The 13996-nt window shown below is 66.4% G+C and carries 15 protein-coding genes and 1 pseudogene; all 16 read right to left on the bottom strand.

The annotated features are described in order from the left end of the window. Nucleotides 1-43: 43 nt before the first annotated feature. The 16 genes and pseudogenes from AC5RUK_RS00625 to prfA all read right to left on the bottom strand — a co-directional run bounded on the left by AC5RUK_RS00625 (nt 44) and on the right by prfA (nt 13962). A complete protein-coding gene (locus AC5RUK_RS00625; RefSeq protein WP_493989254.1) occupies nt 44-475 on the bottom strand; it encodes a DUF2550 domain-containing protein in 432 nt (143 codons plus the stop codon). Nucleotides 476-481: 6 nt separating this feature from the next. Next, nucleotides 482-778, bottom strand: a complete 297-nt coding sequence (locus AC5RUK_RS00620; protein ID WP_493989253.1) for a F0F1 ATP synthase subunit epsilon — start codon at nt 776-778, stop codon at nt 482-484. Nucleotides 779-783: 5 nt separating this feature from the next. Beyond that, complete coding sequence (gene atpD, locus AC5RUK_RS00615; protein WP_493979722.1) at nt 784-2247, bottom strand: F0F1 ATP synthase subunit beta; 1464 nt, start codon at nt 2245-2247, stop codon at nt 784-786. A 58-nt stretch (nt 2248-2305) separates the two neighbouring features. Continuing rightward, nucleotides 2306-3199: a F0F1 ATP synthase subunit gamma gene (locus AC5RUK_RS00610; protein WP_493989252.1), complete on the bottom strand. Its 894-nt coding sequence runs from the start codon at nt 3197-3199 to the stop codon at nt 2306-2308. 69 nt (nt 3200-3268) lie between these two features. Next, complete coding sequence (atpA, locus tag AC5RUK_RS00605; protein ID WP_493989251.1) at nt 3269-4906, bottom strand: F0F1 ATP synthase subunit alpha; 1638 nt, start codon at nt 4904-4906, stop codon at nt 3269-3271. A 103-nt stretch (nt 4907-5009) separates the two neighbouring features. Further along, complete coding sequence (locus tag AC5RUK_RS00600) at nt 5010-5819, bottom strand: F0F1 ATP synthase subunit delta (RefSeq protein ID WP_494108618.1); 810 nt, start codon at nt 5817-5819, stop codon at nt 5010-5012. Next, nucleotides 5819-6367: a F0F1 ATP synthase subunit B gene (locus AC5RUK_RS00595; protein WP_493979718.1), complete on the bottom strand. Its 549-nt coding sequence runs from the start codon at nt 6365-6367 to the stop codon at nt 5819-5821. The genes AC5RUK_RS00600 and AC5RUK_RS00595 overlap by 1 nt, the downstream gene beginning before the upstream one ends. Before the next feature lie 48 nt (nt 6368-6415). Next, on the bottom strand, nt 6416-6619 hold the full coding sequence (gene atpE / locus AC5RUK_RS00590; RefSeq protein ID WP_074701684.1) for an ATP synthase F0 subunit C: 204 nt from the start codon (nt 6617-6619) through the stop codon (nt 6416-6418). A 65-nt stretch (nt 6620-6684) separates the two neighbouring features. Beyond that, nucleotides 6685-7491, bottom strand: coding sequence for a F0F1 ATP synthase subunit A (gene atpB / locus AC5RUK_RS00585; RefSeq protein ID WP_493989249.1), 807 nt, complete (start codon nt 7489-7491; stop codon nt 6685-6687). An 86-nt stretch (nt 7492-7577) separates the two neighbouring features. Then, nucleotides 7578-7850: a hypothetical protein gene (locus tag AC5RUK_RS00580; RefSeq protein ID WP_493989248.1), complete on the bottom strand. Its 273-nt coding sequence runs from the start codon at nt 7848-7850 to the stop codon at nt 7578-7580. Continuing rightward, nucleotides 7840-8355, bottom strand: coding sequence for a Cg1360 family ATP-synthase-associated protein (locus AC5RUK_RS00575; RefSeq protein WP_493989247.1), 516 nt, complete (start codon nt 8353-8355; stop codon nt 7840-7842). Before AC5RUK_RS00575 ends, AC5RUK_RS00580 begins: the two co-directional genes overlap by 11 nt. An 89-nt stretch (nt 8356-8444) precedes the next feature. Continuing rightward, nucleotides 8445-9458 carry an MraY family glycosyltransferase gene (locus AC5RUK_RS00570; protein ID WP_494151092.1) on the bottom strand — a complete coding sequence of 338 codons (1014 nt, stop codon included), beginning with the start codon at nt 9456-9458 and terminating at the stop codon, nt 8445-8447. After that, the gene (locus tag AC5RUK_RS00565) at nt 9455-11341 is read right to left on the bottom strand and encodes a polysaccharide biosynthesis protein (RefSeq protein WP_494108620.1); all 1887 of its coding nucleotides are present in this window, start codon (nt 11339-11341) and stop codon (nt 9455-9457) included. Before AC5RUK_RS00565 ends, AC5RUK_RS00570 begins: the two co-directional genes overlap by 4 nt. A gap of 11 nt (nt 11342-11352) precedes the next feature. Continuing rightward, nucleotides 11353-12012 (bottom strand): annotated as a pseudogene (locus AC5RUK_RS00560) (L-threonylcarbamoyladenylate synthase); the annotation flags it as partial. An 18-nt stretch (nt 12013-12030) separates the two neighbouring features. Then, nucleotides 12031-12876, bottom strand: a complete 846-nt coding sequence (gene prmC, locus AC5RUK_RS00555; protein WP_494108621.1) for a peptide chain release factor N(5)-glutamine methyltransferase — start codon at nt 12874-12876, stop codon at nt 12031-12033. 6 nt (nt 12877-12882) lie between these two features. Then, nucleotides 12883-13962 (bottom strand): peptide chain release factor 1, encoded by a 1080-nt coding sequence (prfA, locus tag AC5RUK_RS00550; RefSeq protein ID WP_493989242.1) that lies wholly within the window; start codon nt 13960-13962, stop codon nt 12883-12885. Nucleotides 13963-13996: the final 34 nt, after the last annotated feature.

Genomic DNA, 13996 nt, shown 5'->3' with positions numbered 1-13996 from the left:
GCGGACGGCGCGGCCCCCCAGAGAGCCGCGCCGCACATTGGTCTCAACGCCAGGTGCCGATGCCGATCACCGGTCCGGCTTCCAGCCAGGACGAGAGACCTGCGTAGACGTCGAAGGTCATTGCCATCGACAGATCCTGTTTTTCGTGCGTGAGCATTACGACGATCGCGCCGGGCTGGATCTTGGCCCGCTCGGTTTCGGTCGGTTGCCGCCAGCCCTGCAGTTCCAGCGAACTGCGCCGGAACCGGTAGCGCGGCTTGGGACTCAACGACAGCAGGCGCAGCCATTCCAGATGCGTGTCCGTATAACGACAAACCCCCATCTGCCAGCTGCCGGGCAGCATGGCGATGGAGGCGTCGAAGGTGCCCAGGGCGCGCCGCAGCTGGTAGCGGCGCACCCCGAAGGCGACCAGTGCCAACACCAGCAGCAGGAAGACTGCGGCCAGTATGGCGAACGTGACGTCGAGACCGTTCACCGGCGGCTAGCGGATTCCCGCCGTAGCCCCGTCGCCAATCGTCGCATTGTCTGCGACGATGACAACCCGGTTGCTGTCGACGGAGAAGAACCCGCCGTCGACATTCACGTTGATGCGCTCACCGGAGACCGGCTCGATGGCCAGCTCGCCGGCGGCCAGGACTGCCAGCACCGGGCTGTGCCCGGGCAGGATCCCGATCTCGCCGTCGCTGGTCCGCGCCCTGACCATTGTTGCCGGACCGGACCACACGAAGTGGTCCGCGGCAACAATTTCAACTTCCAGTTCAGCAGAAATGTTAGCCACAGGCCTTACTTCCCGGTCTGTTCCTGGATCTTGGCCCACTGGCGCTCCACGTCGTCCAGGCCGCCCACGTTGAAGAAGGCCTGCTCGGCGATGTGGTCGAGCTCGCCGTCGCAGATGGCCCTGAAGCCTTCCACGGTGTCCTTGATGGAGACCGTGGAACCCTCGACGCCGGTGAACTGCTTGGCGGTGTAGGTGTTCTGCGACAGGAACTGCTGGATGCGGCGGGCGCGGGCGACGACGATCTTGTCTTCTTCACCCAGTTCGTCAATGCCGAGGATGGCAATGATGTCCTGCAGTTCCTTGTTCTTCTGCAGGATCTGCTTCACGCGGACCGCGGTGTTGTAGTGGTCCTGCCCGATGTACTGCGGATCCAGGATGCGCGAGGTCGAGGTCAGCGGATCCACAGCCGGGTACAGGCCACGGGAGGCGATTTCACGGGAAAGTTCCGTAGTCGCGTCCAGGTGGGCGAAGGTCGTCGCCGGAGCCGGGTCGGTGTAGTCATCCGCGGGGACGTAGATCGCCTGCATCGAGGTGATCGAGTGGCCCTTGGTGGAGGTGATGCGTTCCTGCAGCACGCCCATCTCGTCGGCCAGGTTCGGCTGGTAGCCCACGGCCGAGGGCATGCGGCCCAGCAGCGTGGAAACCTCGGAACCGGCCTGCGTGAAGCGGAAGATGTTGTCGATGAACAGCAGCACGTCCTGCTTCTGCACATCGCGGAAGTACTCCGCCATGGTCAGGGCGGACAGGGCCACGCGCAGTCGCGTTCCCGGCGGCTCGTCCATCTGGCCGAACACCAGGGCGGTGTCCTTGAGCACGCCGGCTTCTTCCATTTCCACCCAGAGGTCGTTGCCCTCGCGGGTACGCTCGCCAACGCCGGCGAACACCGAAGTACCGCCGAAGTTGCGGGCCACACGGGTGATCATTTCCTGGATCAGCACGGTCTTGCCCACGCCGGCGCCGCCGAAGAGGCCGATCTTGCCGCCCTTGATGTACGGGGTCAGCAGGTCGATCACCTTGATGCCGGTCTCCAGCATCTCGGTGGAGCCTTCCAGCTCGGCGAAGTTCGGTGCCTTGCGGTGGATCGGCCAGCGCTCGGTGATTTCCAGCTGGGATGCTTCGACGTCCAGCGGCTCGCCCAGGACGTTGAAGATGTGGCCCTTGACGCCGTCGCCCACGGGCACGGTGATCGGGGAGCCAAGGTCCTGGACCGTGGTGCCGCGGACCAGGCCGTCGGTGGCCTGCAGCGAGATCGCGCGGACCAGGTTGTCGCCCAGGTGCTGCGAGGTCTCGAAGGTAATGGTGCGGGTCTCGCCGTTGAGGGTCACCTCAGCGGTGAGGGCGTTGTACATTGCGGGGATTGCGTCCGCCGGAAATTCGACGTCGACAACCGGGCCGATGACACGGGCGATACGGCCGGTAGCGCCCGTAGCGACGGAACCGGTTCCGTGCTCGATGGTTTGGGCAGTCATCTTTCTCACTTCTCAGTTTCGATGGCGTGGTTATGTGTGCTGTTGCTGCAGGGACTTATCAGGACGCCGCCAGGGCGTCCGCGCCACCGACAATCTCGGTGAGTTCCTGCGTAATCTCTGCCTGGCGCGCGTTGTTGCGCAGACGGGTGTACTTCTCGATCAGGTCCGTGGCATTGTCGCTGGCCGACTTCATCGCGCGCTGGCGTGCCGCCAGCTCGCTGGCAGCGGCCTGGAGCAGGGCGGCAAAGATGCGCGATTCGATGTAGCGCGGCAGCAGTGCGTCCAGGACCTGCTCGGGCTCCGGCTCGTACTCGTACAGCGGCAGCAGATCGGTCTCTGCGGTGGCCTCTTCTTCCACGACTTCCAGCGGCAGCAGTCGGATGACCGCAGGCTCCTGGACAACCATGGACTTGAAGCGGGTGTAGACAATATGGAGCTCGTCTACGCCACCGTCCTCGTACGCCGTGTTGAAGTCGGAGAGCAGTGCCTCGCCGATCTCGCGGGCGGTCGCGAACTCCGGAGCGTCCGTTCCGCCGGTCCAGACCTCTTGGTACTGAATGTTCCGGAAATCGAAGTAGGCCTGTGCCTTGCGGCCGACCAGGTAGTGGCGGACTTCCTTGCCCTCTCCATGAAGCAGCTCGGTCAGGGACTGGGCCTGCTTCAGCACCGACGCGGAGTACGATCCCGCCAGACCGCGGTCGGAGGTCAGCACGAGCACGGCGGCCCTGCGGATCTGCTCCGGCTCGGTGGTCAGCGGATGGTCGATCTCGGACTGCGAGGCCACGGCAGAAACGGCACGGGTGATCGCATTGGCGTACGGCAACGAGGCCGCGACGCGGCTGCGGGCCTTGCCAATGCGTGAGGCGGCGATCAGCTCCATCGCCTTGAAGATCTTCCGCAGCGACGAAGTCGATGCGATCTTCTGGCGGTAGACCCGAATCTGGGCTCCCATACTCTTCCTTTCCTCGTCCTCGGCGGCCGGACGGAACCGTTATGGTTCCGCCCGGCCAACGAAGATGAATTAGCGCTTCTGCTTGACGATCTGTTCCTGGGCGACTTCGTCTTCGGCCAGGGGGTCGTACTCTTCGTGGCCGGCGCCAACCAAGCGGCTGTCGCCCTCCCCGAAGAAGCCCTGCTTGAAGTCCACGATCTGCGACTTCAACTCGTCCACGGTGGAATCCTCGAGCAGATTCGTCTGGGCGATCGTCGTCAGCACCGAGCTGCGGTGCCGCAGGTGCGAGAGGAACTCGGTCTCGAAACGGGTGACGTCCTCGACCGGAACATCGTCCAGGTAGCCGTTGGTGCCGGCCCAGATGGACACAACCTGGTTTTCCACGGGGTAAGGCGTGTACTGGCCCTGCTTCAGCAGCTCCATGAGGCGGGCACCGCGGGTCAGCTGCTGGCGCGACGCCGCATCGAGGTCCGAGGCGAACATCGCGAACGCCTGCATGTCCCGGTACTGGGCCAGGTCCAGCTTCAGGGTGCCGGAGACCTTCTTCATGGCCTTGACCTGGGCCGCACCTCCTACGCGGGAGACGGACACGCCGACGTCCACGGCGGGACGCTGGTTGGCGTTGAACAGGTCGGACTGCAGGAAGATCTGGCCGTCCGTGATGGAGATGACGTTGGTCGGGATGTAGGCCGAGACGTCGTTCGCCTTGGTCTCGATGATCGGCAGGCCGGTCATCGAACCCGCGCCCAGCTCGTCGGAGAGCTTGGCACAACGCTCCAGCAGGCGGGAGTGCAGGTAGAACACATCGCCCGGGTAGGCTTCGCGTCCCGGCGGGCGGCGCAGCAGCAGCGACACGGCGCGGTAGGCTTCGGCCTGCTTGGAGAGATCATCAAAGATGATCAGCACGTGCTTGCCGGAGTACATCCAGTGCTGGCCGATGGCCGAACCGGCGTAGGGCGCCAGGTACTTGAAGCCGGCGGGATCGGAGGCCGGGGACGCCACGATGGTGGTGTACTCCAGCGCACCCCTGTCCTCCAGGGTCTGGCGGACGGCAGCGATGGTCGATGCCTTCTGGCCGATCGCCACGTAGATGCAGCGGACCTGCCGGTTGACGTCGCCGGACTCCCAGTTGGCCTTCTGGTTCAAGATGGCGTCGACGGCGATGGCGGTCTTGCCGGTCTGGCGGTCGCCAATGATCAGCTGGCGCTGTCCGCGGCCGATCGGGATCATCGCGTCGATGGCCTTCATGCCGGTCTGCAGCGGCTCGTGCACGGACTTGCGCTGGGTAACGCCCGGGGCCTGCAGCTCCAGTGCGCGGCGCTCGTGCGATTCGATCGGGCCCTTGTCGTCGATCGGGAGGCCCAGCGGGTCCACGACACGGCCCAGGAAGGCGTCGCCGACCGGTACGGACAGGATCTCACCGGTGCGGTGAACTTCCATGCCTTCTTCGATGCCGGTGAATTCACCGAGGATCACCACGCCGATTTCGCGGGTGTCGAGGTTCTGGGCCAGGCCCAGGACGCCGTTCTCGAAACGCAGCAGTTCGTTCGCCATGGCCGAGGGAAGACCCTCGACACGGGCGATGCCATCGCTGGCGGTGGTCACGTGGCCGACTTCGACCCGCTCGGCGCTTCCGGGTTCATAGGACGCCGCGAACTCGTTCAGCGCATTGCGGACGTCGTCGGCGTTGATGGTCAATTCGGCCATCTGCAGTCCCTGCTCTCCTGTGTTTATGATCATCGCGTGGTGCGCGACGACCGGTGTGTTTTTCAGTCTGTGTGAGGCTTCCGGCCCAGTCTCCGTGAGGAGACTAGACCGCGAGACTCCGGCGGAGTTCGGCCAGGCGGGAGATCACGGACGCATCCACGACCTCATCCCCGACCATGACCCGCACGCCGCCAACCAGCCGTGGATCAACGTTGAAGTGGATCCGCAGCTCCCGGCCGTACAACCGGTTGAGCCCGGCCTGCAGGCGGTTCATCTGTTCGCTGGTCAGCGGACGGGTAACGCTGACCTCCGCGATCCAACGCTGCTGGCGCTTGGCCACCAACTGGATGAACCGCTCTACCAGGGCCGTAGGCTTGATGCCGCGCGGGGCGGTCACCGCCTGCCGGATCAGCAGCTGTGCTACGGGACCCGCGGCCGGCACCAGCTTCAGTGCCAGCGCCGATTTGGCTTCGTCCGAAGCCTGGGGTTCAAGCAGGGCACGCTGCAGGTCGTGGTCCGACCCGACAATGCGGTTGAACGCGAACAGGTCCCTCTCCAGACCTTCGAGTCCGTCAACACCCTGGCCCTCTGCAACGGCGACAGCCGTGGTTGCCGCCAAGGTCTCCAAGGCGTCCCCGATGTCGCGCGCAGAGGCCCAACGCGCGGCAGCCAACGAGGTCGCGATGGCCCGGGCATCAGCCGAGACCTTCCCCTCGAGGAGACGGCCGAACATGTCGGCCTTCTCCGTGCTGTCGCGCGCCGGATCGGTCAGGGCACGGCGCAGACCGGCATTGCTGTCCAGCAGGCCCAGGATCCCAAAGAGTTCCTCTGCCAGGGACAGCGAAGCGGTGGGAAGCTTAGCCTCCAGTTCCTGCTGTGCCGCTTTCAGTGACTCGCTCGATACACCGGCCATTATTTAGCAGCACCTGCACTCTGAGACTCAAGGTCGGCGAGGAAGCGGTCCACGACGCGGGCAGCGCGTGCGTCGTCGTTCAGCGACTCGCCGACAATCCTGCCGGCCAGTTCGGTGGCCAGGGTGCCGACTTCGCTGCGAAGCGATGTCACGGCCGCCTGACGCTCTGCGTCAATCTGGACCTGGGCCTGCTCGCTGATGCGTGCAGCCTCTGCCTGGGCCTTTTCCTTCAGCTCCGCCAGGATCTGGGCGCCTTCGGCGCGGGCGTCCTCGCGGATGCGGTTGGCCTCCGCGCGGGCGTCCATCAGCTGCTGCTTGTACTCGTCCAACGCAGCGCTGGCTTCAGCCTGGGCGGCCTCCGCCTTGGCGATCCCGCCCTCGATGGCTTCGGTGCGCTCCGCATACGTCTTCTCGAACGCCGGAACGACGAACTTGGCGACGATGTACATGAGAATCGCGAAGCCGATCAGCGTGACGACGATTTCCCAGATGTTAGGGATCAGAGGGTTGGCACCCTCCGCGGCGGCGAGGATCATTGCCTGATTCATATCTCACCCGTCCTATCTACTCGGTGTGGATGGTCCGCGTTGCCCTGGTTAGAGGACGAACGCGAACACCAGACCAAGAATGGCCAAAGCTTCAGTCAGCGCGAGACCCAGGAATGCGATCGGCTGCAGCACGCGCTGTGCCTCCGGCTGACGGGCAACGCCGTTGATGTAAGCAGCGAACACGAGGCCCACACCGATGGCACCGCCGATAGCGGAGAGACCGTAACCGACGAGGTTGATATTGCCTTCCATTATTTTCCTTTCAAGATGCCCACGCGGGCAGGTTGTTGGTTCAGGTTCTTCCCCAGCGGGGAAATTTAGTGTTCCTCGGCCAGGGAGCCTTGGATGTAGATCGCGGTCAGCAGGACGAACACGTACGCCTGCAGGACCTGGATCAGGATTTCGAAGAAGTACATGCCCACGCCGCCGGCGAGGGTCAGGATACCCAGCGGCTTGAACCAGAAGTCGGCATCCATGATCAGGAATTCGGATCCGGCGGCGGCCAGCATGATGATCAGGTGGCCGGCCAGCATGGTGGCGAACAGACGGAGGCTGTGCGTGACCGGGCGGACCAAAAACGTGGAGATGATCTCGATGAGGACGACCAGCGGGAGGATCGCCTTCGGCACACCGGACGGAACGACGGCGAGCTTGAAGTAGCCGATGCCGTGCTTCTTGATGCCCAGCGCAATCCAGGTGATGTAGACGATGCCGGCCAGTGCGTAGGCCGTGCCCACGTGCGACGGGGTCGGCAGCTGCAGCAGCGGGATGGAGCCGAAGAGGTTGTTCACCAGGATGAAGAAGAACAGTGCCAGCAGCAGCGGGACGAACGGCTTGAAATCGCGCTCACCGATGATGTCCTTGCCCACCGAGTTGCGGACGAAGTTGTAGCTCATTTCGCCTAGGTGCTGCAGCTTGCCGGGGACAAGCTGGCGGCGGCGGGAGGCCGCCACGAAGAACCAGGAAATCAGTGCGACGGACAGCAGGACCAGCAGCATCTGCTTGCCGAAGCCCTCACCGTACGGGGCCATCCACGGGAGAACCTCCGGTAGATGCATATCTTCGAGGGTCGGTGGGACGAAGCCACCTTCATCAGCGGCCGCCGGAAGCGCAAGCGCGATCAACGCGTTTCCTCTCTGCAGTGTCCATCTTTGGGCGTTTCAGGGTGGGTCGCCATCGAGGCAGGCCACCATATGAAGTTTTCTGACATTTAGGTGTGGTCCCCCGCGCCGTCCTCATGGCGGCGCCGGGCGCCGCGCGTGAGGTTGTGTTTGCGGGCCAGATAATATCCGCCTCCAGCGCCCAGAACGGCACCGGCGAAAATCAGCCAGCGGGTATCCAACAGATAGTCCAAACCCCAGCCTATCAAACCCCAGGCGATGATCCCGCCAAGGATATAGGTGAGGACGGTGTTGCCGCCCTGGTAGGTGGAGTCGTCCCCGGAACCGCTCCGCGCGGGGCCGGAAGTGCCTTTAGCTGCCATGTCCGGTCTCCCCTTTCGTGGGCTGCCGGCTGTCTGCCGGCTCCGGTTCGGGATCCGCGTACAGCTGGTGGCGCGTCCGCGAGAAGGCAAAAACTTCAGCCGCCTGCCAGACCACCACGGTGGCCACCGCCGCCACGAAGAACCAGGTCCGCTCGAGCCACATCGGGGTCCCGATGAGGAAGAGCGCGGCCCCAAAACCCACCACCTTGATGATGTAGGTGGCAATGAAGGCGCCGATGGCGCCGGAAGGATTCGACCGTCCCACGAAATGGCCCACCAGCAGGCTGATGGCGAAGAACAGCACCACCAGCGCCGCGCCGAGCAGGGCACTCAGCGCGCCGGCCGCACCCGCGGCCACCGTCGACATCACGATGATCAGCACGGCGGTGGCGCCGCCGGCGACCAGGGCGGACCGCAGGATCTTCAGCCACGGCGACCGCGTGGGACCGGATGCAGCGACAGCTGCGCCAGCGGCGGGGTAGCCGTCGTGGCGGGAAGCGCGCATTGGAAGTCCGTTTTCGATCGCTGTGGGGGCCGGAACGGCCGGGTTTATTCTACATGAGATAGAACTTGCCGACGAGTCGGGCCCGGCTGTTACGCCGGCGGTCTTGCGGCGTTTGAAGAGCGGCGGCTAAAGAGCACCGGCGCGCGCAGATAAAAAACGACGACGGCGGCGCACGCGGCGATGGCTGCCGCCTTGCCCGCGAGGCCCGATTCGGCCGCCAGGTAACCGCAGAAGCCGGTCAGCAACGAACAGCCGGTGACCAGCAGCGCCGACTGCAGGTGGCTGAAGCCCACGTCCGTCAGCCGCTGGTAGGCGTGCTGGCGGTGGGACGCATACCACCGCTCCCCCGCGCTGATCCGGCGCAGCAGCGTGGCGAGGGTGTCGGCCAGGTAGATGGCCACCGGTCCCAGCAGGTACTCCGCCTGCACGCCGTCCAAAAAGGCGGTGATGCCCAGCATGGTCAGGCTCGCCCCGAGCAGGTAGCTGCCGACGTCGCCCAGAAAGACGTTTCCACGGCCCAGGTTCCACGGCAGGAACGCCACAAACGCGGCCGCCACCACGGTCCCGCCGACCACGAGCCAGCCGTGGCCGGTGACGGCACCGGTAGCGGCGAACATCAGTCCGACGGCCAGGCCGTGCAACCCGGATATCCCGTTGATGCCGTCCATGAAGTTGGCGATGTTGATGTAGGCCGCCAGGGCCAGTGCGCCCAGCGGCAGCCACCACCAGGTCTGGCCGGTGAGTCCGATGGCCAGCGCGGTGCCGCCGGCTCCGATGCCCAGTTGCAGCGCGGCCCGTCCGCGGATGGACAGTCCCCGTAAGTCTTCGATCCAGCCCAACAGCGCGGCGGCGGCGGACACCCCGGCGACCGCGAGCAGCAGCCGCGGCGCGTCGGCGGCACCCCCCAGCGCCGCGATCAGCAGCCCGGCCAGCAGCCCGGCCGCCACGGTGATGCCCACGCCGCGGACGACGACGCGGGTGTGCGAGGACCGCTCGTTCGGCACGTCGAGTACGCCGAGCCGCTTGAGCATCGGGATCAGCGCGAACGGCAGCAACAGGCTGAGCAGGAGGGCCGCGGCAACGGCCACCACGGCTGCGGTCACGACGCCCGCTCCCGCCCGTCGGCCTTGAGTCCGGCCTCGAGTTCGTCATCGGCGGCCGCTGCCGCCGGGACCACGTCCATCGCGCCCGTCGAGGCCGCGACCAGGTCCTGCCGGCTCTTCCACTCGGCCAGGCTCATCCGGTCCGGGTCCAGCCCCTCGATGGAGGCGTGCGAAATTTTGGGGTGCAGCGGCCGGGAATCGCTTTCGCCCTCGCCGATCAAGTCCTCGTGCAGCTTCTCGCCGGGGCGCAGGCCGGTGAAGACAATTTCCACGTCCTTGCCCGACATCGCGATCATCCGCTCGGCGACGTCCAGGATCTTCACCGGTTCGCCCATGTCGAGGATCAGCACTTCGCCGCCGCTGCCAATGGCGCCGGCCTGGATCACCAGCTGGCAGGCTTCCGGAATCGTCATGAAGAATCTGGTGGCCGCGGCGTCGGTGACCGTGACCGGACCGCCCTTGCGGATCTGCTCGCTGAACAGCGGCAGCACCGAACCGCGGCTGCCCAGCACGTTGCCGAACCGGACGGAGACATACTTCTGCCCGGTTTCCTGCGCCACCCAGGCCGTCAGCTTTTCCGCCACGCGCTTGGAATGGCCCAGCACGGTGGTGGGGTTGGCGGCCTTGTCGGTGGAAATGTTGACGAAGGTCGCCACCTGCGCGGCGCGGGCGGCGCGCAGCACGTTCAGCGAACCGAGCACGTTGGTCTTCCAGGCCTCCTCCGGATACTGCTCCAGCAACGACACGTGCTTGAGCGCCGCAGCGTGGAACACCACTTCCGGCTTGCGGTCCAGGAAGATGGCCTCGAGGGCGGCGGGGTCGCGGATGTCGGCCAGCACGGTGTCCCTGCCCGTGAGCAGGCCCTTGCCGGTGATCGAGATCTGCGTGCCCTGCAGCCCGGTCTCGTCGCGGTCCAGCATGATCAGCTCGGCCGGCTGGAACGCGTGGATCTGGCGGCACAGCTCGGAACCGATCGACCCGCCGGCGCCCGTGACGAGCACGCGCTTGCCGGTGACGTAGTGGGCAATCTCTTCGACGTGGATGTCCACCGGCTGCCGCCCGATGAGGTCCTCGATGTCCACCTCGCGGAAGGAGAAGTCCTGCCGTCCGGTGAGCATCTCCTTCAGCGGCGGTACCACCAGCACCCGCATGTTCCGGCCCGCGATGCTGTCGGAGATCTGTCGCATCCGCGCGGAGTCGATGTCCGCGATCGCCACCAGCAGCACGGTCGCCCCGGTGCGGTGCGCGATCTCCGGCAGGTCCTCCATCCGGCCCAGGACCGGGACGGAGGCGATGCGCAGGTGCTTCTTGGCCGGATCGTCGTCGATCAGCCCCACCGGCAGCCACGGCGAGGCCGGGTCGTTGCTCATCCGGGTCACGATGTTGTTGCCGACGAAACCGGCGCCGTAGATCAGCGTCCGCTCGGCCTCGTCGCCCGGCTTGGCCTTGCTTTCCACATACATGCGCTTCAGGTAGCGGACGGCGGCCATGAACAGGCAGGCGAAGGGGAAGGCAATCAGGCCGGTGCCGCGCGCGATCCCGAGCGAGATGCCGAACAGCAGCAGTCCGACGCTCAGGATCAACGAGACCGAGATGGTCACCATCACCAGCAGCTTGGCCTCGTGGAAGCTGCCGAAACTGTAGCGCCCCTTATAGAGCGCGAAGGCGGACCCGACGGCTATTTGGGCCGCGATGGCCACCGCACAGAGCAGGATGATGCCCGGGACCTTGGTCAGGCTCAGCGTCATCTCGTAGCGCAGGAAGACGGCCAGGACGATGGCCAGGACCCAGGCCAGGGAGTCCAGCAGGATCTGCGACCAGAGCCAGAGGGCACGGTCGCTGCTGGCGGTCTTGCCGCGGGGCAGAGCGGAATCGTGGCTCATGCCTCTGCCGTCTCCCCCAGGCCCAGGATGCCCGGTACGACGGTCCGCAATGTCTCCAGGCTGATGGTGCCTTCGCGCACCACCCGCAGCGTGGCGGAGGTGCAGTCGACGATGGTGGAGGGCACCGCCGTCGTCCCCCCGACCGGCCGAAAGCCGTCTTCCAGGTAGACGTCCACGGACTCGGCCAACTGCTCCAGGGCCTGCGCGGCCGTCTGCGCCGACGGCTGGCCGGTGCGGTTCGCGGAGGACACGGCCAGCGGCCCGGTGGCTGCCAGCAGTTCCAGCGCCAGTTCGTCGTTGGGCATGCGCAGGGCGACCGTACCCTTGGTTTCGCCCAGGTCCCAGGTCAGCGACGGCTGCGCGCGGAAAATCAGGGTCAGCCCGCCGGGCCAGAAGGTGTCGGCGAGGGCCCGGGCTTCATCACTCACGTCGGTGGCCAGTCCGTCCATGGTCTGCGGCCGCGGCACCAGCACCGGCGGGGGCATTTTGCGCCCGCGTCCCTTGGCGGCCAGCAGGGTGGCCACGGCCTGCGGCGAGAACGCGTCGGCGGCGATCCCGTAGACGGTATCGGTAGGCATGACAACACACTGCCGGTCGGCGATGGCGGCCTGTGCCGCCGCCAGTCCCTCGCTGCGGTCTGCGGCGTCGTCGCAGTTATACGTAGTGCTCACAGTCTCATTGTTCCATTCTCATAACCGTTGAGCCGACGTGGCACGCTCGCGCCCGGTCAGATCGTACTGGGTGGCCACCTGCTGCCAGCATCCCGCCGAGCGCAGGAGGGACAGCACGGCGGCGGCCTGGACTTCGGCATGCTCCATGATGAAATGGCCGCCCGGCTTCAGCAGCCGCGCGGCAGCGGCGGCCGTGGCCGCCGGCAGTTCCATGCCGTCCGCTCCCCCGCCGTAGAGCGCCATCTGCGGGTCGTGGTCGGCCACTTCGGGCTCGCGCGGGACCGCTTCGGCGGGGATGTACGGCGGATTGGAGACGACGACGTCGAAGGTTCCGTCGTGCGCGGACAGCGCCGTGCGCAGGTCCTCCCGCAGGAGGGTAACGCCCAGCGGCGCCAGGTTCCGTTCGGCCCAGGCGTGGGCCAGGGCGCTCAGTTCCACCGCGTAGACGGTGGCCGTGGGAACTTCGCTGGCCACGGCGGCGGCGATCGCGCCGGAGCCGGTGCCCAGGTCCACCACTTTGGCCGCGGGCAAAGCCCGGGCGCGGTCGATCGCGTGCTGGGCGACGGTTTCGGTTTCCGGCCGCGGGACGAACACGCCCGGTCCCACCTGCAGTTCGAGATGCCGGAAATGGGCCCGGCCGGTGATGTGCTGCAGCGGGATGCGGGTGGCGCGCTCGGCCACCAGGTCCTCGAGCCCGGGTGGAGCATCCGCTCCCATCAGCGCCAGCGCGCGGACACGCCCCGGCGAAACCCCCAGCAGGTGGGCGGCAAGCAGTTCGGCGTCGACCCGCGGCGAGGGGACGCCGGCCTCGGCCAACCGCGCGGTGGCGGCGGACAAGGCCTCGGCCAGGTTCGTGGGGTGCACTGCTGGCTAGTTATCCTCGCCGAGGGCGGCCAGCCGGTGTTCCTCGTCCATCTGGATGGCGGACTGGATCACCGGTTCCAACTCGCCGCTCATCACCGCGTCCAGGTTGTAGGCCTTGTAGCCGGTGCGGTGGTCCGCGATCCGGTTTTCCGGGAAGTTGTAGGTGCGGATGCGCTCGGAGCGGTCCATGGTGCGGATCTGCGACTTGCGGGTCTCGGAGTTCGCGGCGTCGATCTGCTCCTGCTGGTGGGCCAGCAGCCGCGCCCGGAGCACGCGCAGGGCGGCCTCGCGGTTCTGCAGCTGGGACTTCTCGTTCTGCATGGCGACCACGATGCCGGTGGGCAGGTGGGTGATGCGCACCGCCGAGTCGGTGGTGTTCACGGACTGGCCGCCGGGCCCGGAGGAGCGGTAGACATCGACCTTGAGGTCGTTGGGGCTGAGGTCGATCTCTTCCGGCTCGTCCACTTCGGGAAGCACCAGGACGCCGGCGGCGGAGGTGTGGATGCGGCCCTGCGATTCGGTCACCGGGACGCGCTGGACGCGGTGCACGCCGCCCTCGAACTTGAGCCGGGCCCACACGCCTTCGGCCGGATCGTTGGAGCTGCCCTTGATGGCCATCTGCACGTCCTTGTAGCCGCCCAGATCGGACTCGGTCGCGGAGATGATCTCGGTCTTCCAGCCGCGGGACTCGGCGTAGCGCATGTACATCCGGAGCAGGTCGCCGGCGAACAGGGCGGCCTCGTCGCCCCCTTCGCCGCCCTTGACCTCGATGATCACGTTGCGGGCGTCGTCCGGATCGCGCGGGATCAGCAGGCGGCGGAGCCGTTCCTGGGCGATTTCGAGTTCGGCTTCGAGCCCGGGCACCTCGGCCGCCAGTTCGGGATCCTCGTCGGCGAGCTCGCGTGCCGCTTCGAGGTCGTCCGACAGGTGTGACCAGCGCTTGTGCGCTTCGACGATGCCGTTCAGCTCCGCTGACCGCCGCCCCAGCTTCCGCGCGCGCGCCTGGTCGGCATAGACGGCGGGGTCGCTCAATTCCTTCTGGAGCTCGGCGTGCTCGTCAAGAAGCCCCTGAACGGACTCAAACATCTTCAAACCTCTTTCGACTCACAACAAGTCTAGA

This window comes from Arthrobacter sp. Y3223065 (assembly GCF_059090885.1).
This window is presented reverse-complemented; position numbering and strand designations above follow the sequence as displayed.

Excerpts from the sequence above, each read along its gene's own strand:
- atpD (WP_493979722.1), bottom strand. The coding sequence starts at position 2,247 with ATGACTGCCCAAACCATCGAGCACGGAACCGGTTCCGTCGCTACGGGC.
- AC5RUK_RS00610 (WP_493989252.1), bottom strand. The coding sequence starts at position 3,199 with ATGGGAGCCCAGATTCGGGTCTACCGCCAGAAGATCGCATCGACTTCG.
- atpA (WP_493989251.1), bottom strand. The coding sequence starts at position 4,906 with ATGGCCGAATTGACCATCAACGCCGACGACGTCCGCAATGCGCTGAAC.
- AC5RUK_RS00600 (WP_494108618.1), bottom strand. The coding sequence starts at position 5,819 with ATGGCCGGTGTATCGAGCGAGTCACTGAAAGCGGCACAGCAGGAACTG.
- AC5RUK_RS00595 (WP_493979718.1), bottom strand. The coding sequence starts at position 6,367 with ATGAATCAGGCAATGATCCTCGCCGCCGCGGAGGGTGCCAACCCTCTG.
- atpE (WP_074701684.1), bottom strand. The coding sequence starts at position 6,619 with ATGGAAGGCAATATCAACCTCGTCGGTTACGGTCTCTCCGCTATCGGC.
- AC5RUK_RS00580 (WP_493989248.1), bottom strand. The coding sequence starts at position 7,850 with ATGGCAGCTAAAGGCACTTCCGGCCCCGCGCGGAGCGGTTCCGGGGAC.
- AC5RUK_RS00575 (WP_493989247.1), bottom strand. The coding sequence starts at position 8,355 with ATGCGCGCTTCCCGCCACGACGGCTACCCCGCCGCTGGCGCAGCTGTC.
- AC5RUK_RS00565 (WP_494108620.1), bottom strand. The coding sequence starts at position 11,341 with ATGAGCCACGATTCCGCTCTGCCCCGCGGCAAGACCGCCAGCAGCGAC.
- prfA (WP_493989242.1), bottom strand. The coding sequence starts at position 13,962 with ATGTTTGAGTCCGTTCAGGGGCTTCTTGACGAGCACGCCGAGCTCCAG.